This window comes from Pseudomonas sp. RA_15y_Pfl2_54, from assembly GCF_963971015.1.
GTDB lineage: Bacteria > Pseudomonadota > Gammaproteobacteria > Pseudomonadales > Pseudomonadaceae > Aquipseudomonas > Aquipseudomonas baetica_A.
On sequence record NZ_CAXAPN010000010.1, the window covers coordinates 25,133 to 45,608 of the forward strand.

Annotated in this window: 17 protein-coding genes and 1 pseudogene; 6 read left to right on the forward strand and 12 right to left on the reverse strand. The window is 57.6% G+C overall.

From position 1 onward, the window contains the following. Window positions 1–98: 98 nt before the first annotated feature. Window positions 99–1,124: a LacI family DNA-binding transcriptional regulator gene (locus AACY50_RS09525; protein ID WP_339466532.1), complete on the reverse strand. Its 1,026-nt coding sequence runs from the start codon at window positions 1,122–1,124 to the stop codon at window positions 99–101. A gap of 234 nt (window positions 1,125–1,358) precedes the next feature. Here AACY50_RS09525 and AACY50_RS09530 point away from each other — a divergent pair, with 234 nt between their 5' ends. The 3 genes from AACY50_RS09530 to AACY50_RS09540 all read left to right on the forward strand — a co-directional run bounded on the left by AACY50_RS09530 (window position 1,359) and on the right by AACY50_RS09540 (window position 7,094). Next, on the forward strand, window positions 1,359–2,213 hold the full coding sequence (locus AACY50_RS09530; protein WP_339466529.1) for a hypothetical protein: 855 nt from the start codon (window positions 1,359–1,361) through the stop codon (window positions 2,211–2,213). Between the two features lie 104 nt (window positions 2,214–2,317). Continuing rightward, the gene (locus AACY50_RS09535; protein ID WP_339538491.1) at window positions 2,318–4,402 is read left to right on the forward strand and encodes a hypothetical protein; all 2,085 of its coding nucleotides are present in this window, start codon (window positions 2,318–2,320) and stop codon (window positions 4,400–4,402) included. 250 nt (window positions 4,403–4,652) lie between these two features. Beyond that, window positions 4,653–7,094, forward strand: coding sequence for an autotransporter outer membrane beta-barrel domain-containing protein (locus AACY50_RS09540; RefSeq protein ID WP_339466526.1), 2,442 nt, complete (start codon window positions 4,653–4,655; stop codon window positions 7,092–7,094). 52 nt (window positions 7,095–7,146) lie between these two features. Here AACY50_RS09540 and AACY50_RS09545 read toward each other — a convergent pair whose 3' ends face one another. The 4 genes from AACY50_RS09545 to AACY50_RS09560 form a co-directional block, all read right to left on the reverse strand. Continuing rightward, window positions 7,147–7,653 carry a hypothetical protein gene (locus tag AACY50_RS09545; protein ID WP_339466525.1) on the reverse strand — a complete coding sequence of 169 codons (507 nt, stop codon included), beginning with the start codon at window positions 7,651–7,653 and terminating at the stop codon, window positions 7,147–7,149. Window positions 7,654–7,820: 167 nt separating this feature from the next. After that, entirely contained in the window at window positions 7,821–8,462 is a 642-nt protein-coding gene (locus AACY50_RS09550; RefSeq protein ID WP_339466523.1) for a DUF1345 domain-containing protein, read from the reverse strand. Window positions 8,463–8,566: 104 nt separating this feature from the next. Further along, window positions 8,567–11,665 (reverse strand): efflux RND transporter permease subunit, encoded by a 3,099-nt coding sequence (locus AACY50_RS09555; protein WP_339538492.1) that lies wholly within the window; start codon window positions 11,663–11,665, stop codon window positions 8,567–8,569. Between the two features lie 15 nt (window positions 11,666–11,680). After that, complete coding sequence (locus AACY50_RS09560; protein ID WP_339494545.1) at window positions 11,681–12,838, reverse strand: efflux RND transporter periplasmic adaptor subunit; 1,158 nt, start codon at window positions 12,836–12,838, stop codon at window positions 11,681–11,683. A 221-nt stretch (window positions 12,839–13,059) separates the two neighbouring features. On the opposite strand from AACY50_RS09560, the gene AACY50_RS09565 reads away from it, so the two are divergent. Together AACY50_RS09565 and AACY50_RS09570 are read left to right on the forward strand one after the other, a co-directional pair. Next, window positions 13,060–13,761 carry a response regulator transcription factor gene (locus tag AACY50_RS09565; protein WP_122607702.1) on the forward strand — a complete coding sequence of 234 codons (702 nt, stop codon included), beginning with the start codon at window positions 13,060–13,062 and terminating at the stop codon, window positions 13,759–13,761. Window positions 13,762–13,765: 4 nt separating this feature from the next. Continuing rightward, complete coding sequence (locus tag AACY50_RS09570; protein WP_339466518.1) at window positions 13,766–15,067, forward strand: ATP-binding protein; 1,302 nt, start codon at window positions 13,766–13,768, stop codon at window positions 15,065–15,067. Window positions 15,068–15,110: 43 nt separating this feature from the next. Here the strand turns inward: AACY50_RS09570 and pncA are convergent, their stop codons facing one another. From pncA to AACY50_RS09595, 5 genes are all read right to left on the reverse strand, one after another. Then, the gene (gene pncA, locus AACY50_RS09575; RefSeq protein ID WP_339494544.1) at window positions 15,111–15,737 is read right to left on the reverse strand and encodes a bifunctional nicotinamidase/pyrazinamidase; all 627 of its coding nucleotides are present in this window, start codon (window positions 15,735–15,737) and stop codon (window positions 15,111–15,113) included. Window positions 15,738–15,787: 50 nt separating this feature from the next. Continuing rightward, window positions 15,788–16,546, reverse strand: a complete 759-nt coding sequence (locus AACY50_RS09580) for a transcriptional regulator (protein WP_339538493.1) — start codon at window positions 16,544–16,546, stop codon at window positions 15,788–15,790. Beyond that, window positions 16,543–17,073, reverse strand: a complete 531-nt coding sequence (locus AACY50_RS09585; protein WP_401161038.1) for an RNA polymerase sigma factor — start codon at window positions 17,071–17,073, stop codon at window positions 16,543–16,545. The genes AACY50_RS09580 and AACY50_RS09585 overlap by 4 nt, the downstream gene beginning before the upstream one ends. A 19-nt stretch (window positions 17,074–17,092) precedes the next feature. Next, on the reverse strand, window positions 17,093–17,626 hold the full coding sequence (locus AACY50_RS09590) for a tetratricopeptide repeat protein (RefSeq protein WP_339466515.1): 534 nt from the start codon (window positions 17,624–17,626) through the stop codon (window positions 17,093–17,095). A 312-nt stretch (window positions 17,627–17,938) separates the two neighbouring features. Beyond that, a complete protein-coding gene (locus AACY50_RS09595; RefSeq protein WP_339466514.1) occupies window positions 17,939–18,274 on the reverse strand; it encodes a DUF2834 domain-containing protein in 336 nt (111 codons plus the stop codon). 252 nt (window positions 18,275–18,526) lie between these two features. Here AACY50_RS09595 and ilvA point away from each other — a divergent pair. After that, a pseudogene (gene ilvA, locus AACY50_RS09600) lies at window positions 18,527–19,516 on the forward strand (threonine ammonia-lyase, biosynthetic); the annotation flags it as partial. 28 nt (window positions 19,517–19,544) lie between these two features. Here the strand turns inward: ilvA and AACY50_RS09605 are convergent. Both AACY50_RS09605 and eco read right to left on the reverse strand, forming a co-directional pair. Continuing rightward, window positions 19,545–19,850, reverse strand: a complete 306-nt coding sequence (locus AACY50_RS09605) for an NIPSNAP family protein (RefSeq protein ID WP_339466513.1) — start codon at window positions 19,848–19,850, stop codon at window positions 19,545–19,547. Between the two features lie 21 nt (window positions 19,851–19,871). Continuing rightward, the gene (eco, locus tag AACY50_RS09610) at window positions 19,872–20,357 is read right to left on the reverse strand and encodes a serine protease inhibitor ecotin (protein WP_339466512.1); all 486 of its coding nucleotides are present in this window, start codon (window positions 20,355–20,357) and stop codon (window positions 19,872–19,874) included. Window positions 20,358–20,476: the final 119 nt, after the last annotated feature.

The window sequence follows — 20,476 nt, forward strand, 5'->3', positions numbered from 1 at the left end:
CTGTTGTTCCTTCGGGCCCTTTCGCGAGCAAGCCCGCTGCCACCCTGGAATGCGATCCCATTGTGGGATCGGGCTTGCTCGCGAAGAGGCCAGATCAGTCACCGCAAAATCCCGAGGGTCGAACCCCGCTCAACCAGCACCGGCGCAAAATCCAGCACCCGCGCCGCTTCATCATTCCCACGCAAACGCTTGAGCAAACACTCGAACGCCCGCGCGCCAATCTCCTCGGTCGGTTGGGCGAGCGCAGTGATCCCGCTGCCCACCAATGGATACCAATCCAGATCATCCAGGGCGATGAGCCCGACATCCTCGAACAGCCGCGAACCGATCGTCCGCAACGCATGGGTCGCCGCCAGCGCCGCCACACCGTTGGCGCAGAACAGCGCCTTCGGCCTGGTATCTGGCGTGTTTAGAAAAATGTGAAGCTGAGTGGCCAGATCGTTGCCGGTTTCCAGCACCGCCCCGGTCAAATCGGAACGTTGAGCAATTTGCGCCTGAAAACTGCTGACCCGCTCGATCCGCGAACTGGTGCCGTCATACGGCTCAGTGACCAGCACCAGATCCCGATAACCGCGCTGCTCGAGATGGGTAAGCGCCATCTCGACAGCCTGCGGGTTATTCAGCCCGACCATGTCGCTGTCGAGACCGTCGACCTTGCGATCCACCAGCACCAGCGGTATCTCGCGGCGCAACTCATGCAACTCGTCACGGTGATGGCCAAGTGTGTTCACGATCAGGCCTTCGATGTTGTACGAGCGCAACAGCGCCAGGTGCTGGCGTTCCTGCTCGTCATCACGGTCGGTGTTGCACACCACCAGGCTGTAGCCGTGCGCACGGCAGGCGGTTTCCACCCCGTGCATCACGGCAATCGAATAAGGGTTACGGATATCGGCGACCAGCATGCCGATCAGGCGCGTACGCCCGCGTTTCAGACCGCGAGCCATCTGATTGGGACGATAGCCGAGTTCGGCAATTGCCTGCTCTATGCGCAGGGCAATGGCATCGGAGAGCAGGGCGCGGTCATCGCCGATGAAGCGCGAGACGCTGGCCTTGGACACGCCTGCGCGTCTGGCAACATCAAGCATGGTGACGCGGCTGTGCTGAGCGGCGGAAAGGACGTTCAATTCGGTAGACCTTATTTTTGGAGGGTAGCGGTTCAATATGAAATACCACTGAAACCGGTTTCAGAAGACACTATCAAACCCTGGGTCGTCAACCTTCAAATACGTCAAAAGCATTCATGGCAAGCCGGATTTCCGACAGGCGGTTACTTGACCTGTCAGATCTGACAGTAGGCAGTTTCTGGATAACAGCGCTTAATTTCTTCAGGCCAAGGTGACCATCCAGTGAGAAATTCCATGCCGACCAAAGCGCCAATTACTGCCAGCAGCACATTGAATTCCGCTGTGCTCCTGAGCCTTCCGCGAGTGGACGGAGTTGACCCCCAAGATCCGGCGGGAACATTGCCGCCGGACGCAAAACAAGTCGGCATCGTCTGCGTGATTGACCGCTGGCTGAATTTTCCTGTTTCTGGCGCGCGCAAAGACCGTGTCGAGATCTTCATTGCCGGTAATCCCGATTTTGTCGCCTGGGGCGAATATGGGGCCGCGGACGACGCTGTGGAATTTCGTATTTCAGTGGCTCCCGAGAAACTACCGGATGTGGCGACGTTTGAGTTGTTTTATACGGTCCGTTCGATCAACCCTACGACGTCGGATAAACGACGCCTCACCTACGCAATCGTTGCGCCACCGCAACGTTTGAAAGAGGCGGGTTTTCCCGACGCAGACCTTTGGGGATACATCGGTTGTCATAAAAATTATCCCGACGATCCGGAGTCCTTGTTTATCTGGGAAGGGATTCGCGTCGAGATCCCCTTTGATGATTTATTTGAACCAAAAGATGTTCTCATGGTGTATTGGCAAGCATGGAACTCTCTAAACGGACCAGGAGAATTAGTAGAACCATTAACGCCAGAGTTCGAATTCACTGAGGTTGTAACTGATGTTGTAAGCAAGCAACCGGTAAAATTGGTGATAAAACCATTTGCCTCACATATAGAGCCGATGCGAAACAAGCATTCAGCGACCGTCAATTACCAGTTGTTGCGAAATGGAGTTGCTATATTTCGCTCTTTTCCCGGGCTGGTGAAAGTAGACAGGGTGATTCCGGGAGAAACCGAATATTGCGCTGACTCAAGTTGGATGACTTGATCAGAGCGTAATAGTGGCAGCGATATCACGACTGCAGTTGGCGCCGTTCGCCATTGTCGAAGATGCATGGGTTGAAGACATTTTCTACGCAATGGAGAAAGCACATGACAAGTATTCAAACAGCGGCGTCAGGGTCACCAGTGGGCATTTTGGCTGCGCCGACCCCGGAGTTACCGGATGGGCGCGGTCCAAACAAGAACATTATTCCGATAGCCGCGATTCCTGTGGGCGGCCCGCTGACACTTATGGTCAAGACTAATGTGTGGTTGAACCCCCACGACTTGGATGAGATCACCCTTGATGTCACGCGAACCCAACCTCCCGCCACCCCGTTGCCGACAGACTTCACGCGGCTACCACGGGTGAAACTCGGTAACCTGGCCAGCCGCCCTGTAGATATTCCGATCACAGTGCCTACCGAATATCTGGGCGAAGATGCAACCCCTGACGGACCGACGCCGATCTGGGTTCGTAGCGTGCTGTATGAGCGGGGGCTCAACCCGCTGGTCGGCACTGTGATGCAGTTTTTTATCGACCGCACCGGTGCCTGGCAGGCTAAACCTGCACAAACAGGTACAAATCCCGGGCAAATCCCTGGCGCCAAAACAATTCCACCAGCCACGTTTCCAAATGCCCCCGGCGATCTCGATGACACATGGGCGAACCTGCCAGGTAACTCAGGGGGATTGCAGGTAGTAATTGATACGTCCTACCCCAACGCTCAGCCGGATGACACGTTGACCCTGTACGTGGCAGGTATACGTACCAACCCTCCGCAAGTGCCGCCTTTTTTCGAAGGGCCAATGCCCACCGATGGCAAGCTGTCCATCCCGACCGCAGAGCTGCGCAAGGTAACGAGCGGCCGGGTGTTCATCTGGTTCATCATATCTGACGCTGCCAGCAACCAGAGCGCATGGGGTGCGTATTACAGAAACGTACGTTTTCTGCCACTTCCTAAATTGGGCGTAATTACCGTCCCGGCAAACGAAGATGGTCTGATCGATTTACAAGATGCGCGTACAGGTGTGAAGGTAAAAGTCAGCCGGTTGGTAGATACGCTCGACACCGATGGAGTGAGCCTGACGTATGGCACTCAACCTGCCCAGGATCTCCAATTCAATGCACTCCAGGAGCTGGAGTTCACCATTCCTTGGGCGAGTCTGAGCAAACAATACTTTGATAACCAGACGGGGACGAATTTTGAGCTGGACGTGGTCGTCAAAGCTGACTTGATGCGTAGCAATTTATCGATCGACGATGGAACGATAACTGTCAAAACAGATTTCTCGACGCATCCGCCTTATACCGTCGACCCGGCGAACCCGCCCCTTGAGGTTAATCCCGAGTTCAAGAAACTTATTGTCCGCGGACAGGCCCCTGTTACGGACAACGTGCTCGGCCCTCATGACGTCAATCAAACAGCCAAGGCTCACATCGATGTATCGCCTGTCACAGTCGGGACGACATTTCCCGATCCCGAGCCGGGCGATCTGGTCACTCTGATGTATCTCGGGGATCAAGGCGAAATTATCGTTAATTCAATGCCAATGACTATATCGAATATCAATACAATCATTGAGGTAGATTTGCCATATAGCGTTGTCGGCCCGGGTGGTATTGGATCTAAAGACGCTTGGTGGGTATATGAAAACCCGGCTCGAAATAATACTCAAAAGTCGGAAAAAGAGACGGTAACTGTCAATACTGTAGTCATCGTCCTCGATAAACCGGAATTCCAACGTCCACCGACCGATGGCACCGGATACCCGTACATCATTTGCGGAAGTTTGACGGGAGATGAACACGTTGCGAGCTTCAAGATCCAGCCAAATGATCATTTCACCGATGGGATGCAAATCACATTCAATTGGCAAGGCTGGCATGACGAAGCTTATACGATAGATGCGCCGGCCGATAGCGTGTTTAGTGAGACTCGTGCTATCACCGATACAGAACTAACGGATGGCATGATCTGGGACATTCCGTATACACCTAATATTCGCAATCTTCCTCGTCCTCCTGCTACCCCAGCTGATCCAGCCGATTTTTATGCGGGCTATGTGAAAATCTGGTACTCCACGCCGACTGTGCCTACATCGGAAGTTGAAGAAATGGTGGTTTACTTGCTCAACGGTGACCTCAAGTACTGCGAGACGGAACCGGGTTGGGATCCTGCGCCTGCTCCTTAATCGGCAATCGGTGTTATTGCATTGCCGGGAGAGCGAAACTCCTCCGGCAATGCAACCTCGTTGACGACTAAAAACGTACGTTGCATCTCGATTCTGGACGATTAAACCCACTAACAAAGAGGATTGTTCCTACAGAGATGGTTCGGGCCTGCAGGTATCCTCTGCCCCCCCTCAACCGCGGGTGACTGAAGGGGCTTGATTATCTGAGCCGCCGTTTTTCAGTCCCGATTAAACTCAATGAGAAGTTAATATGACGATTGAAAAAAGACTGGGGCCGACAGTTTTAAAAATTACTGGCACGCTCTCGTACGCGGCAGTGCTAGTTGCGTTCTCGGAGGTTTCTTTTTCGCGAAATCTCAACCCTGGCGAGGTCGAAACCGTATCCGTCGGTGCTACGCCAGAGGCCTGGTTCATCCCTGCCACTGCCACGCTCAACCTCAATGGTGGTGATGCGCTTAACATCGTTGTCGGCGGTGGGACGTTAAACGCGATTTCCGCCAACACTTCACAGATTGAAGCCTCCGCAGATGCCCTCGTGACTCTGGATGGGGCGACGGTGACCGGTAGCAATTTTGACACTGCGCTGAGCTTGACCGACAGTTCGGCAGTGGTATCCGGCAGTACGCTGTCCAGCGATGGCAGAGCTATGTTGCTTGCGCGCGACCTGAACATACCCGTTGGCTCAACAGCGACCGTCACTGGCAGTACGCTGACAGGAGGTTTCTCGGGTGCCGCGGTGACATCCCTCAGTACGTTGAATCTGGTGGACAGCCGGGTTGAAGGGACCGACGCAGGTGGTGTTGGCCTCGAGCTTTATGGCGGCAACGCCAACATCAGTGCAGACAGCCGGGTCATCGGAGAACTGAACGGGATCATCTTCGGCGAGGACACCGTTTTGAACCCGAGCGATGTCACCGCACAGAGCGTATTGAAGGTTGATGGGTCAACCGTGCAGGGCCGCACCGGCGCAGCGATCAAAGTCGATTTTGCGACGCCGGACGATCAACCGGTATTGATCGAAATAGCCAACCGTTCGAACCTGATCGGCGGCAACGGCAATATCCTCGAAGTCATCGATGGCGCAGCGGCGCGATTTCAGGTCGACAACAGCCAGTTGACGGGCAATGTAGAGGTTGCTGACGGTGGAACCGCCGCCGTTTTCTTGCAAAACAATGCCAGCCTTGATGGCAATTTGCTCAACGTTGCCTCTGTTTCGCTCGATACCCGAAGCATACTCACCGGTAACATTCAGGGCTCGGGGACTGGCGTCGTGACGCTGGACAACGACTCGATCCTGCACGGTTCGGTTACCGGCGTCAGTACTATGTCCATCGGGCGTGGTGCTGAATGGAACCTGGTTGGCAACAATTCGTTATCGAATGTCCAAATGCATGGCGGGAACGTGAGACTCGGCACGCCCGCCGAGTTCGTCCGCCTGGACGTTGCCAACTTGTCAGGCAATGGCCGGTTTTTTTTGGATGCTGACGTGTCCACCGGTGAAACCGACTTTCTCAATGTCACGGAGTCAGCCAGTGGCCGTCATGAGCTGGTGGTCGGTGCAAGCGCCAGCGAACCTGTCACTGGTGCACCCGTTCAAGTGGCTAACATCGCTGGCGGGGATGCTCAGTTCGATCTGAGAAACGGTCAGGTTGATCTTGGTGCTTTGGCGTACAAACTGGTGCGAGAGGGCGAAGGTATTTTCCTACGAACGGATGGGACAACGCCGAGCACAGGTTCACAAACAGCACTGGCTATTGCCGGTACCGCACCGACGGTTATCTATTCGGAAATGACCACTCTCAATACCCGCCTCGGCGACCGTCGCATGGCCGGCACTCAACCCCGGTCGCGATCGGTTGCTGCACTGGACTCAAATAATCAGAACGCGACATCTGGCCTGTGGATACGGACACATGCCAATCAGTACAACGTCAAGAATGCCTACGGTGATGGTTATAAACAAAATCAGACTGGCGTCTCGTTGGGGGTGGATACGCCACTACCGATAGGTGATGGCCAATGGTTGATCGGAGTTTTTGGTGGATACAGCACCACTCGACTTAACCTTGCCCGTGGCAGCGCCGGCACGATCGACAGCACCTATGGCGGGATGTATCTGTCGTGGTATGACGAAATGACCGGGTACTACGTGGATACCGTTGGCAAAATCAACCGTTTTAGTAATGACGTCAAAGTCACCTTGAGCGATGACACTCGAACAAAGGGAGACTTCGATAATATCGGCATCAGTGGAACCGTCGAAGTGGGTAAGCATATCGTCTTGAACCGAGGTTACTTCATCGAGCCCTCTGCTCAGTTTGGTGTCGCGACTGTGAAAGGCAAAGACTACAAGTTGGACAATGGACTGCAGGTAGACAGCAACGAGACCCGCTCATTGCTCGGCAAGGTCGGAATGACAGTTGGCCGCGAGGTGGTGCTGAACAATGGCGGCAAACTGCAACCCAGGCTGCACGCGGCGGTAAGTCATGAATTCGTCAACAACAATCGTGTCAGCGTGAATGACACTGACTTCAACAACGATTTGTCCAGCACCAGTCTTGAGCTGACCGCTGGCCTGAACTGGGTGCCAGCCAATAACAAATGGCAGATGTATGGTGAGATAGGGACTAGCAGGGGCAGCAAAGCTGACCAGGAGCTAGGAGCGAGTGTCGGGTTGAGCTTCAATTTCTGATCGCATCAGCATTAAAAAAAGGAAGCTTCGCAGCTTCCTTTTTCCGTAGTCATTAAGCGTTTTTTCTTTTGCTCAGGTCGGCGACAGCGACAAACTCCCCTGTGATCGGGAATTCTTCGTTGCCGTTCTCTCCACCATGGTCAAAGGCGCCGGACCAGGTGCCACTCAGTGTTTTTTCAATGTCGTCATATCTCACTGTCAGGCTCCCGCTCACAGAGATGTGCAGATCACCCGTCGCGGGATTGGAATAGTAGGTGCTTCTGACATCATCGCTATCTTCGGACAGGTCATATTTCATTGATTGGGGTTTGGAAGGGAACACAAAATCAATCGTTCGCGTCACACCATTCACCGTGTATCCAGCGCTCAGGACGTAACGCGTGCCTTCCGGGTAGGGCTTCGGCCCGAAGGTAGGCGCAGAGGTAGATCGAAACTCCATGAATTGAGGGACTTTTACAAACCTATAGCGTGGATTGGCATCGCCGTTGATCGTGGCTGACAAATAGGTATGCGCTGAAGCCGGAAAGATTGTCGCGTAGGCACGGGCTGCATAGCTCATGAGTTTTATCTCCATACGATATGGTGGGGGACATCCAAAGACTGACCCGTCCTACTTCTGGATGTTGTATGGAAGCCTGAATACAGCACGCCTGTAAACTGTCAGTGTTGACAGTTTACAGGCGTGCTTTTTTGTGATCTTTGAACGGCAGGAACCTGCCGTGTTTTTCAGCCGAACAACCCTGCTGCAATGTTGATCGAGAACCCGAGGATCGCCGTATTGAACACAAAACCGATCAACGACTGCGCCAGCACGATTTTTCGAATTTCCCGCGTCGCAACACCCACATCCGACGTTTGCACAGCCACCCCGATGGTGAACGAGAAGTACAGAAAGTCCCAATAATTGGGGGTAGTAAGTCCTTCGGAGAATCGCAGTGCCGGCTCCTTTCCATCCCAGGTGTAAAACAACCTCGCGTAGTGCACGCAGAAAATCACCCCGATCAGCAGCCATGAACCGATCACCGTCAGCGCGGTAAAACCGTAATGCATGAGTTTGCGCGTGGTTTCCAGATCCTTGCTGCCCGCCAGTTCGAAGGTGATGGTCGCCAGACTGGCCAGCGCGGCGATGCACACCACAAACAGTACCAGCCCGGCATTTTCGTCTTCGACTTCAGCAATGCGTTTGACGTCCGGGGCCTTGGCGCGCACGGTCAGCCAGAACATCAGGATCAGGTAAGTCCAGACACCGGCGTTCCAGCCGATGAGGATTTTGCTGACGATGGAATCGGCGGGGACCAGCAAACCGCTGGCGAGGCCGAGGAGGGCGGCGGCGGACAGGCGAGGGTGGGTGCGGGCGAGGAAGCGCATGAGGACTCGATGGGCCAGGGTGGTTCAGACACCTTAGCCCAGCGATGACAGTTGTGACCACAACGTTGGATGTTTGCAAAATTCCTATGGGCGCGAGCCTGCTATCAGTGGGGTTTGGTGAATCGTTGTACGAGCTTCATGACGACGACGAAGAAGACAGGTACGAAAATTACTGCGAGCGTGGCGGTGATCATCCCACCGATCACACCAGTACCGATCGCCTGTTGGCTCGCCGAGCTTGCGCCAGTGGCAATCGCGAGCGGCACCACGCCGAGAATGAATGCCAGCGAAGTCATCACGATCGGCCGCAAGCGCAAGCGAGCAGCCTGCAACGTCGCATCAATCAGATCGTGACCTTCGTCGTACAAGCTCTTGGCAAATTCGATGATCAGGATCGCGTTCTTCGCCGACAGACCGATGATGGTAATCAGACCAACCTTGAAGAACACATCATTGGGCATGCCGCGCAAGGTCACCGCCAGCACCGCGCCGAGCACGCCCAGCGGCACCACCAGCAACACCGAAGTCGGAATCGACCAGCTCTCGTACAGCGCCGCCAGGCACAGGAACACTACCAGCAGCGACAGACCGAGCAGAATCGGCGCCTGATTGCCGGACAAGCGTTCCTGCAACGACAACCCGGTCCATTCCTGACCCAGACCTTTCGGCCCCTGCGCCACCAGACGTTCAATCTCCGCCATGGCCTCACCGGTGCTGTGTCCCGGCGACGGTTCGCCGGAAATCGCAATCGCCGGATAGCCGTTGTAACGAGTCAACTGCGCCGGGCCTTGAATCCAGTTGGCCTGCACGAACGCTGACAGCGGCACCATGTGTCCGGTGTTGTTGCGTACGTGCATTTTCAGCAGATCGGCCACCTGGCTGCGTTGATCGCCTTCGGCTTGCACGACAACACGCTGCATGCGCCCCTGATTGGGGAAATCGTTGATGTAGCTGGAGCCGACGGCAGTCGACAGCACGTTGCCGATATCGGCGAACGATACGCCAAGGGCATTGGCCTGCTTGCGGTCGACCACCAACTGCACCTGCGGCGCTTCGGCCAGCGCGCTTTCTCGCACGTTCATCAGTACCGGGCTTTTCTCGGCGGCGGCGAGCAGTTCGGTGCGCGCTTGCATCAAGGTCGCATGGCCGAGGCCGCCGCGATCCTGCAAACGGAACTCGAAACCGCTGGACGTGCCGAGGCCATCCACGGGCGGTGGCAGCACCGAGAACGCCATGGCGTCCTTGATTTCAGTCAGTGCGATATTGGCGCGATCGGCAATCGAGCTGGCGGCATCATCACTGCTGCGCTGCGACCAGTCCTTCAGCGTCGAGAACGCCAAGGCTGCGTTCTGGCCGCTACCGGAGAAGCTGAAACCGAGAATCACCACCGTGTCACTGATCCCTGGCTCGCCGGCGTTATGTGCCTCAAGCTGTTCAGCCACGGCCACCGTACGATTCTTGGTCGCACCGGGCGGCAGTTGAATATCCGTGATGGTGTAGCCCTGATCTTCCACCGGCAGGAACGAGGAGGGCAGACGCGCAAAGCACAGGCCCAGTCCAACCAGCAGCACAGCGTAGATCAGCAGGTAACGGCCGCTGCGTTTCAACGCATAGCCGACCCAGCCCTGATAGCGATCAGTCAGGCGCTCGAAGCGGCGGTTGAACCAGCCGAAAAACCCGGACTTCTCGTGATGCTCACCCTTGGCAATCGGCTTGAGCAGCGTCGCGCACAATGCCGGCGTCAGGGTCAGGGCGAGGAACGCCGAGAACAGAATCGACGTCGCCATCGACAGCGAGAACTGCTGGTAAATCACCCCGACCGAGCCTTGCATGAACGCCATCGGAATAAACACCGCGACCAGCACCAGCGTGATGCCGATGATCGCGCCGGTGATCTGCGTCATCGCCTTGCGTGTGGCTTCCTTGGGCGACAGGCCTTCGGTGGCCATGATCCGCTCGACGTTCTCCACCACGACGATGGCGTCGTCCACCAGAATACCGATGGCCAAGACCATGCCGAACATTGTCAGCACGTTGATCGAGAAGCCCAGCGCGAGCATGGTCGCGAACGTGCCCATCAGCGCCACGGGCACCACCAGCGTCGGGATCAACGTGTAGCGTACGTTCTGCAGGAACAGGAACATCACCGCAAACACCAACAGCATCGCTTCGCCCAAGGTGTAAATCACTTTGGTGATCGAGACTTTGACGAACGGCGAGGTGTCGTACGGAATCTTGTATTCCACACCGGCCGGGAAGTAGCGCGACAGCTCATCCATCTTCGCCCGCACCAGGGTCGCGGTGCTCAGCGCGTTGGCCCCCGGCGACAACTGCACACCCACCGCCGTGGACGGCTTGCCGTTGAGACGCGTACCGAACTGGTATTCCTGACTGCCGATCTCGACCCGCGCGACGTCAGCGATGCGCACGGTGGAGCCGTCGGGGTTGGCCTTGAGCACGATGTCGGCGAATTCTTCAGGCGTCGACAACTGACCTTTGACCAGAATCGTTGCGGTGATTTCCTGGCTGGAAGGGTTCGGCAGATCGCCGATGCTGCCTGCCGACACCTGGGCGTTCTGCGCAACGATGGCAGCGTTGACGTCGGCCGGGGTCAGATTGAAACCGATGAGTTTCTGCGGATCGATCCAGATACGCATGGCCCGCTCGGCACCATACAGCTGAGCCTTGCCGACGCCGTCCAGGCGCTTGATCTCGTTCATCACGTTGCGCGCCAGATAATCACTGAGCGCCACGTCATCGAGCTTGCCGTCGCTGGACGTCAGGCTGATCAGCAACAGGAAGCCGGAGGACACTTTCTCCACCTGCAAACCCTGCTGAGTCACCGCTTGCGGCAGACGCGATTCGACGACTTTGAGGCGGTTTTGCACGTCGACCTGCGCCAGTTCCGGGTTGGTTCCCGGTTGGAACGTGGCCTTGATCGTCGCGCTACCGAGGCTGCTTTGCGATTCAAAGTAAAGCAGGTGGTCGGCGCCGTTGAGTTCTTCCTCGATCAGGCTGACCACGCTTTCATCGACGGTTTGCGCTGACGCGCCGGGGTACACGGCATAGATTTCGATTTGTGGCGGCGCGACATCGGGGTACTGCGCCACCGGCAACTGCGGGATGGCCAGTGCGCCGGCCAACAGGATGAACAGTGCAACCACCCAGGCAAACACCGGGCGATCGATAAAGAACTGCGGCATATAGAAGCGTCCTGCTTACTGACCAGAGGTCTGGGCAAGTGGAAGAGGGGTGTCGTCGATCTGTACTTTCTCGCCGGGGCGGGCGTGTTGCAGGCCTTCGATGACGATGCGGTCGCCGGGCTTGAGGCCGCCGGTGACGATCCAGCGATTGTTCTGCACCGCGCCCAGTTGCACTGGTTGCTCAGCGACGCGCATCTGCTCATCGACGGTCAGCACCTGAGCAATGCCGGCGCTGTCACGCTGCACGGCGCGTTGCGGTACGGTGATGCCGTTCGCGATGGTTGCCTGTTCCAGACGCACGCGAATGAAGCTGCCAGGCAGCAGGTCGAGGTCGGGATTGGGGAATTCGCTGCGCAGGATGATCTGGCCGGTGCCCGGATCAACGGTGATGTCGCTGAACAAGAGTTTCCCCGGCAATGGATACAGACTGCCGTCATCCTGAATCAGCGTGGCCTTGACCTCGTCCTGACCGACTTCCTGTAATTGCCCGGAGCGGAACGCGCGGCGCAATTCATTGAGCTCGCGGGTCGACTGGGTGAGGTCGGCGTAGATCGGGTTGAGTTGCTGGATCAGCGCCAAGGGGGTGGTCTCGTTCTGCCCGACCAGCGCGCCTTCGGTGACCAGCGCGCGGCCGATACGTCCGGAAATCGGCGCGGTGACGGTGGCGTAGCCGAGGTTCAGCTTCGCGCGCTCCACCGCGGCCTTGTTGGCGGCGACATCGGCGGCCGTTTGCCGGGTGTTGGCGCGGGCGTTGTCGTAGTCCTGAGCGCTGATGGCGTTGTCGTCGATCAACTGGGCGTAGCGCTGCTCCTGCAGTTTGGCCTGGAATGCATTGGCTTCCGCTTTGCGCAATGAGGCTTGAGCGCTGTCCAGATCCGCCTTGAACGGTGCCGGATCGATGCGGAACAGCACGTCGCCCTTTTTCACGTCGCTGCCTTCGCGGTAGGTGCGTTGCAGTACCACGCCGGCGACCCGGGCGCGCACCTCGGCAATACGCGGCGCGGCGATTCGACCGCTGAGTTCGCTGCTGATCGACAGGGGGTGGGCTTCGATGGTCTCGATGCGCACGGTGGCTGGCGGGGATTGTTCTTCGGCGTTCGAGGAAGAATCGCAGGCGCCCAGCGTCAGTGCTATCGCGATCAGGCCGAGACCGGCCAGCAGTTTGTTCGACATTTACCACCCCCAATATAGATGCCCGCATCCTACGGGCAGTTGCCGAGAGTAGCGGTGAAGCTTTGTAGGCGCTGTGTGAAATTGTGTAAGGGTTTTACTCAGGAATGGGCGAGGGCGTATATCCTTCAGGCCTTGAAATTTATTGCGACAGATAAACCGCTTTCGCGAGCAAACTCGCGATGAGGCCCACCCGGTCGCCACAGCACTTTCTGGAACACCCCATGCCCAACATCCTCCTGGTCGAAGACGACACCGCCCTCGCCGAACTGATTTCCAGCTACCTTGAGCGCAACGGTTATTCCGTCAGCGTCATTGGCCGTGGCGACCATGTGCGCGAGCGGGCGCGGGTCAATCCGCCGGATCTGGTGATCCTCGATCTGATGCTGCCAGGGCTCGACGGCTTGCAAGTCTGTCGTTTGCTGCGCGCCGACTCGGCGACGCTACCGATCCTGATGCTTACCGCACGCGACGACAGCCACGATCAGGTGCTGGGCCTGGAAATGGGCGCCGACGATTACGTCACCAAACCCTGTGAACCACGGGTGCTGTTGGCTCGGGTGCGCACGTTATTGCGCCGCAGCAGCCTTGGCGAGCCGTTGACGGCCAACGATCGCATCCTCATGGGTAACCTGTGCATCGACCTGTCCGAACGCACCGTGACCTGGCGCGAGCAGCCCGTCGAGTTGTCCAGCGGCGAGTACAACTTGCTGGTGGTGCTGGCGCGACACGCCGGCGAAGTGCTCAGCCGCGACCAGATTCTGCAACGTCTGCGCGGCATAGAGTTCAACGGCACTGACCGCTCCGTGGACGTGGCGATTTCCAAGTTGCGACGCAAGTTCGATGACCATGCCGGTGAGGCCCGCAAGATCAAGACCGTGTGGGGCAAGGGTTACTTGTTCAGTCGCTCTGAATGGGAATGTTGAGCTGATGTTTCGCATCCTGTTTCGTCTCTATCTGGTGACGATTGTCTCGTACAGCGCAGCGATCTATCTGGTGCCGGACCTGGTGGTCATGGCTTTCAGGGAGCGCTTCGTCACCTATAACCTTGATTTTTCCCGTGGTTTGCAAACGCTGATCACCAAACAGTTTCATGCGGTGCCCAAGGAACAATGGCCCGCTGTGGCGGCATCCATGGACAAAGATTTCCAGCCGCTGCACATCGTACTGGCGCGCATCGACGATGCCGACTTCACCGCCATTGAGCGAGAGCGATTGCAGCGCGGCGAGAACGTGGTCCGCATCGGCGACTGGGGCTGGCGTACGCTTGCCGTCACGCCGCTTGACGACACCTCTGTGGTGCAAATGGTCGTGCCCCCGGATCCACTGGACGTCAATCTGTTGTACTGGAGCATCAACGTATTGGTCGGCGCGACGTTGCTCGCCTGCCTGTTGATGTGGTTGCGCCCTCACTGGCGTGATCTGGAGCGCCTCAAAGGTACCGCTGAGCGTTTTGGTAAAGGCCATTTGAGTGAACGCACAAAAATCGCCCCGAGTTCGAACATCGGCAGCTTGGCCAATGTGTTCGACACCATGGCCGGCGACATCGAGAACCTGCTCAACCAGCAGCGCGATTTGCTCAATGCGGTCTCCCACGAATTACGCACGCCGTTGACGCGCCTGGATTTCGGCCTGGCGCTGGCGCTGTCCGACGAATTGCCAGCCACGAGCCGCGAGCGTTTGCAGGGATTGGTTGCGCACATTCGTGAGCTGGACGAGCTGGTGTTGGAGTTGCTGTCTTACAGTCGGCTGCAAAACCCGGCGCAGTTGCCCGAGCAGGTCGAGGTATCGCTGGATGAGTTCATCGACAGCATTTTGGGCAGCGTCGACGAAGAACTGGAGTCGCCGGATATCGTCATCGATGTGTTGCTGCACGGCCAGTTGGAGCGTTTTTCGCTCGATCCTCGATTGACCGCAAGGGCCATTCAGAATCTGCTGCGCAACGCCATGCGTTATTGCGAAAAGCGTATTCAGATCGGCGTGCAGGTTAGCGCTGCCGGTTGTGAGATCTGGGTGGATGACGACGGCATCGGTATTCCCGACGATGAGCGTGAGCGGGTTTTCGAACCGTTCTATCGGCTCGATCGCAGCCGAGATCGGGCCACAGGTGGCTTCGGCCTTGGGCTGGCGATCAGTCGCCGCGCACTGGAAGCGCAGGGCGGCACATTGACCGTCCAGACTTCGCCGTTGGGTGGGGCGCGATTCCGCCTGTGGCTACCCACCAACGCCTGATCATCGAATGCCTGTAGGCGCTGCGTGCTGCAGCTCCTACCGTTCATAACAGGTCGGTCGATTGAATCAACCCGACGCCGGCGCCTTTCATGCGATCCATCGCCGACGCCAGTGATCCATCCAGATCAATCGCCCGGCAGGCATCCAGCACCACAAAAGTATTGAACCCCGCCGCCCGCGCATCCAGTGCCGAGAACATCACGCAAAAATCCAGCGCCAGGCCCACCATGTACACCGTATCGATACCGCGCTCTTTCAGATAACCGGACAAACCCGTGGTGGTGCGCCGGTCTGCCTCGAGAAACGCTGAATAACTGTCGATGTCCGGATTGCAGCCCTTGCGGATGATCAATTGGGCGTGGGGCAGGTCCAGTTCCGGGTGGAAGTCGGCACCGGGTGTGGCTTGCACACAATGGTCGGGCCACAGTGTCTGCTCACCGTAAGGCAGTTCAATGACCTCGAAGGGTTGATGGCCAGGATGGCTGGAGGCGAACGAGACATGACCCTTCGGGTGCCAGTCCTGGGCAATGACGACCTGTTTGAAACTGCCGGCAATGCGATTGATCAGCGGTACAATCCGGCCGCCTTCAGGCACCGGCAAGTGACCGCCGGGGATGAAGTCGTTTTGAACGTCGATCACCAGTAACGCAGTGCGAGACGAAATCGGCATCGGTTAAATACTCCTTGGAAGATGACTTTCCAGCATAGAAGCGGTTTTTCTCATACCGCTAAACGACTTCTCAACAAATTCGCTTTGTCTTCCAGTCCTGCGCTACTTTCGCGGCCGATCAGCATCCACGCATGTTCCTGCTCGGTCCAAAACACCACGTTCATCTCATGTCGACGTTCATGTGCCAGCGGCCGGGCGCCGCTGTTCGAACGCGTGGCACACAGCGCCAGCGTCCCATGTTCCGCATCCAGATAAACGATCTGCGCAATCGGTACACCGTCGTACTCAAGCATTTGTGCGCGTTTGAGTTCAGCGCCGGGCAGTTTCAACGCGGCTGGCGAAAGGCTCAGACCAAGCCTTGCATCAATACTGCGCAACTGCGCGCGTTGTGAGGCCTCATCAGTGGGTAAGTGCTCCAGCGTCTGCACCACGTAAAGCGCCATATAGTCGCCGACCACACCGCGCCAGTTATGCGCTTGCTGCGTCTGCCAGCCGAGAAACAAACGATCCGCCAGCACGCCACCGGCGACCAGTGCAGCGGCTGCCGCGCCGGTAAACCAGCGTCGGCTCAGCCCTGGCTTTTGCGGCGAAGCAATGGCGTCGAGCCGCGCTTGCAGTCGATCCAGTGGCGCCTGTTGCGCCAGTTCATCGTAAGCATTCCTGAACGGCAGGCTGCTGCGGCTCAGCCACTGCACGCGCAGGTTGAGCAACGGATCGTCGGCGATGGCGTGGTCCAGTTGGCGGCGATAATCCGGGTCGAGTTCATCGTCCAGATACGCCACCAGTTGCTCATCCGAAGGTGTGTTCACGAGCGGTCTCCTTCGGTGGTTTTCGGCACTGATTGCAACGGCGGGTATTCGGCGAGTTTCAGGCGTGCGGTCGCCAGGCGGCTCATCACCGTGCCGATTGGCACTTGTAGAATCTCGGCGACTTCGCGATACGACAGGCCTTCGACGTAGGCCAGATACACCGTCTCGCGCTGGGTTTCCGGCAACGCATCGACCCGGCGGATCACCTGCGCCGCCATGACGTGAGTCTGCGCTGCGTACTCGCCATCGAACGCCAATCGCCCATCGGCATCGACCTGACCCGAACCCTGACGCACACGTCGGGCGCGCACGTCGTTAAGCCAGATCGAATGCAGAATGCTCAGCAGCCAGCGATCCATCCGCGTGCCGGTCACGTACTGCGCAGAACGCTCAAGCGCCCGCACGCATGTGGCCTGCACGAGATCCTCGGCCACATGCCGATTGCGCGACAGCAACAAACCGTAACGCCACAATCGCGCCAGGTGCTGCCCGAGTTCTGTTCTGAATGCCTGATCGCTGACGATGATCGCCTCCGCTAGTTGATGCTCAGGTTTTCGATGAATCGTTGATGGCTTCAGCCAAGTCCTGGTACTCCTCGCAAGACGTGCCGCAAATCGATTTGATCTGCTGCAACTGTTCCTGCGCCAGATCGACGCGACCTTTGATCACATAGGCCTCGCCGAGGTATTCGCGCACTTGCGCGTAGTGCGGATCGAGTTTCACCGATTGCAGGTAATAGCCAATACCTTCATCGGTACGGCCCAGTTTGCGTGTGGCGTAACCGCGATAGTTCAGAGCCTTGGCGGTGTTCGGTTGTTGCAGGGTGTCGAGCAGCGCCAGTGCTTCCTCGTAGCGACCGTCCTTGGCGAGACGATAGGCGTAATCGGTACGATCGGCGTCGGGCAACAGGCTGCTGGTTTGCAACACACACTTCTGCGTTTTGCTGTCCCGGACCTGGCCTTTGGGGCATTCGGGCTTCTTGACCGGCTCGCCCTCATCGCCATTGGCAAACGCCAAATGGCTGGACAGGGCTGCGGCCAGCAGCAACGGGGCGGCGAACATAACGGAACGGATAGTCATGGGCAAGGCTCCACAGAGGGTTGTGTCTGACTTTGAACACCACAGAGCGAAATTTTATTCATTGCTTTGTCAGTGACTGTTCAAGGCAGGCCTGAATTCGGGCGCTATGCTTATGGGCATCTGCCGTTGATCCGAAGCTTTGGCGCAGGAGAGTTGCCAGGAAAGATCAGGGCGCATCACTGCGCCGCAAGCGGCAAGTCAGTGAATGGCTGACCGCGACGGCGGGCCTTGATGGGCATAACACCGCAATTGACACTGAAACCTTTGGGAATTGCCCGCGAACGCTGATTGAGCATCAACACCAAATCCGGTTCAGCTCAGTTGAGCCGCCTCGTCAATTTTCTTCCGCTCCCGAACCCCACGAACCACCAAATACAATAAAGGCCCAACGGACACGAAAACCGCCGTCAACAGCAAGTAAGGCACCACCGACCAACCTGACTGCCCACGCGCCTTGGCATCCTTGACCATCCAGACGCCGGCCAGCGTCGCCAGCAGGTACAAATCAATCACCACCTGCGCGGTATCGGGGCGCGACATCAGGCTGATCCCGAAGTCGATCAACGACTGTTCAGCCTGAAGCATCACCGAAACCGTATAACCGGTAAACGCGAGCAAAGCGGTGAGAGGCAGGGCGATAGACATCATGCGTTCGTTCCTTGAAGTGATGAGTGCAATCGACAGCCTAGCGTTGCCACGCAGAATTGACCATTGACTTGTGAGCAACGTCCGGGCTAATTTTCAGGCCATGATTTCCATCGTATTGCGCTGCCAGCCAAGCATTATTACCGCCATTCCTCATTTGGCGGGTTAGCTCACGACTGCAGCACCCAACCCGCCCTAGAGGCGGGTTTTTACTTTCTGTCTCCGGGGTTCTGATCAAAACGTCAGGAGACGACCATGCCGCACAGCCCCGACCAGCAAGCCTTGCTTGAGCAATACGTGAAAAAGATCCTTGCCGCGCCGGTCTACGACATTGCCATACGCACGCCGTTGCAGGCCGCGCCGGCGTTGTCTGAAGCACTGGGCAACCGCATCCTGCTCAAGCGTGAAGACCTGCAACCGACGTTCTCCTTCAAGATCCGCGGCGCCTACAACAAACTGGTGCAGCTAAGCGACGAACAAAAGGCGCGCGGGGTGATCACCGCATCGGCCGGCAATCATGCCCAAGGTGTGGCGCTGGCGGCGCGGGAGTTAGGGATCGCTGCAATCATCGTCATGCCGTCGACAACGCCGGAGTTGAAAGTGCTGGGTGTGCGAAGTCGCGGCGCCGAAGCGCTGCTGCATGGCGAAAGCTTCCCGTTTGCCCTGGCCCATGCGCTGCAATTGGCCGAGCAGACCGGGCGTACCTTTGTTTCGCCCTTCGACGATCCGGAGGTGATTGCCGGGCAAGGCACCGTAGCGATGGAAATTCTCCGTCAGCATCAAGGCGCGCTGGACGCGATCTTCATCCCGGTAGGCGGTGGTGGTTTGATCGCCGGGATCGCCGCCTACGTCAAATACCTGCGCCCGCAAGTGCGCATTATTGGCGTCGAGTCCGAACATTCAGCGTGCCTGAAAGCGGCCATGCACGCCGGAGAGCGGGTTGTATTGCCCAATGTCGGTACTTTCGCCGACGGTGTGGCCGTGGCGCAGATCGGTGAGTATGGGTTTGAGGTGTGCCGCTTTTGCGTGGATGAGGTGCTCACGGTCAGCAACGACGACCTCTGTGCGGCAATCAAGAATATCTACGACGATACCCGCTCGATCACCGAACCTTCCGGTGCATTGGCGGTGGCCGGGATCAAACAGTACGTGGCGCGAAGCGGTGTGCGGGATCAGACCTTCGTGGCGATCGACTCGGGTGCCAACATCAACTTCGACAGCCTGCGCCACGTCGCCGAGCGCGCCGCTGCATGCGGCGTTCCGGCGTAAGCGCTCAAGCCAGCAAGGGGCGCAGAAAGCTGCGCTCGTAGCTGACGATGAACTTCTTCTCGAGCAGTGATTGCACCAGCGCGCTGCTTTGCGGATCAGTCAGGGTGATATGCCGGTAGCTTTCGTAATCCGCCAGCGACGGAAAACTGAACAGGCAGTAAGCGATATTGCTCGCACCCTCTGACGGCAGGAAGTAACCGTGATGGGTGCCGCCCAGTCGCTCGACAATGCCGAGCCAAGCCTTGGCGTAGGCCTCGAACTCCGTCAATTGGTAAGGGTCGATCACGTATCTGACGTGGCAGGTAATCACAGATGTCGCTCCTTGCTCAGGTCATTCCTGAATGGCAGTGCCGACTTTGTCCGAAGCCGACCAGATGCGATAGCGCACTTCGACGTCCGAGGGCGCATAAACCACGACCGGCAGTTTACTGTTGTAACGCAGCAGGAAGCCGTCACCGACGACGGGCACGAACGCGCGTTTCTTCGGGATCCCGGCAGGGCAGGCCATCATCGTGCTCATCGGACCGCTGACCTTTTCCAGTCGATAGAACGGGTAGCCCCAGCCTTCGAGGTTTTTCTCGGCAAGCACCCCGCCCAGGTGTTGGCGATTGCAGTCCACTTCAAGGGTTTTACCCGCGAGGATTTCGACCTGAAAGTTCTCTTCCTGATCCTGCTTGGGCAGATGAATGACCTGGCGGGTGAAGCCGGTTTCTGCCTTGGGATACGGCGCCACATCTTCCAGTTTGGCGGCGTGAACAAACGTGGACAGACTGGCGATGATCAGGCCGGTGGTCGCGCAGGCGCGGAAAGAAACCATGGGAGCCTCCTTGCGGGTGTAGTGTGGTTGAGCGGCATTCTTACCCTCACGCGCGTCGAATGCAAACCGACGCCGAGTTGCAATTTGCAGGGCCTGGCAGGCCTTTTCTTGCATTTTGC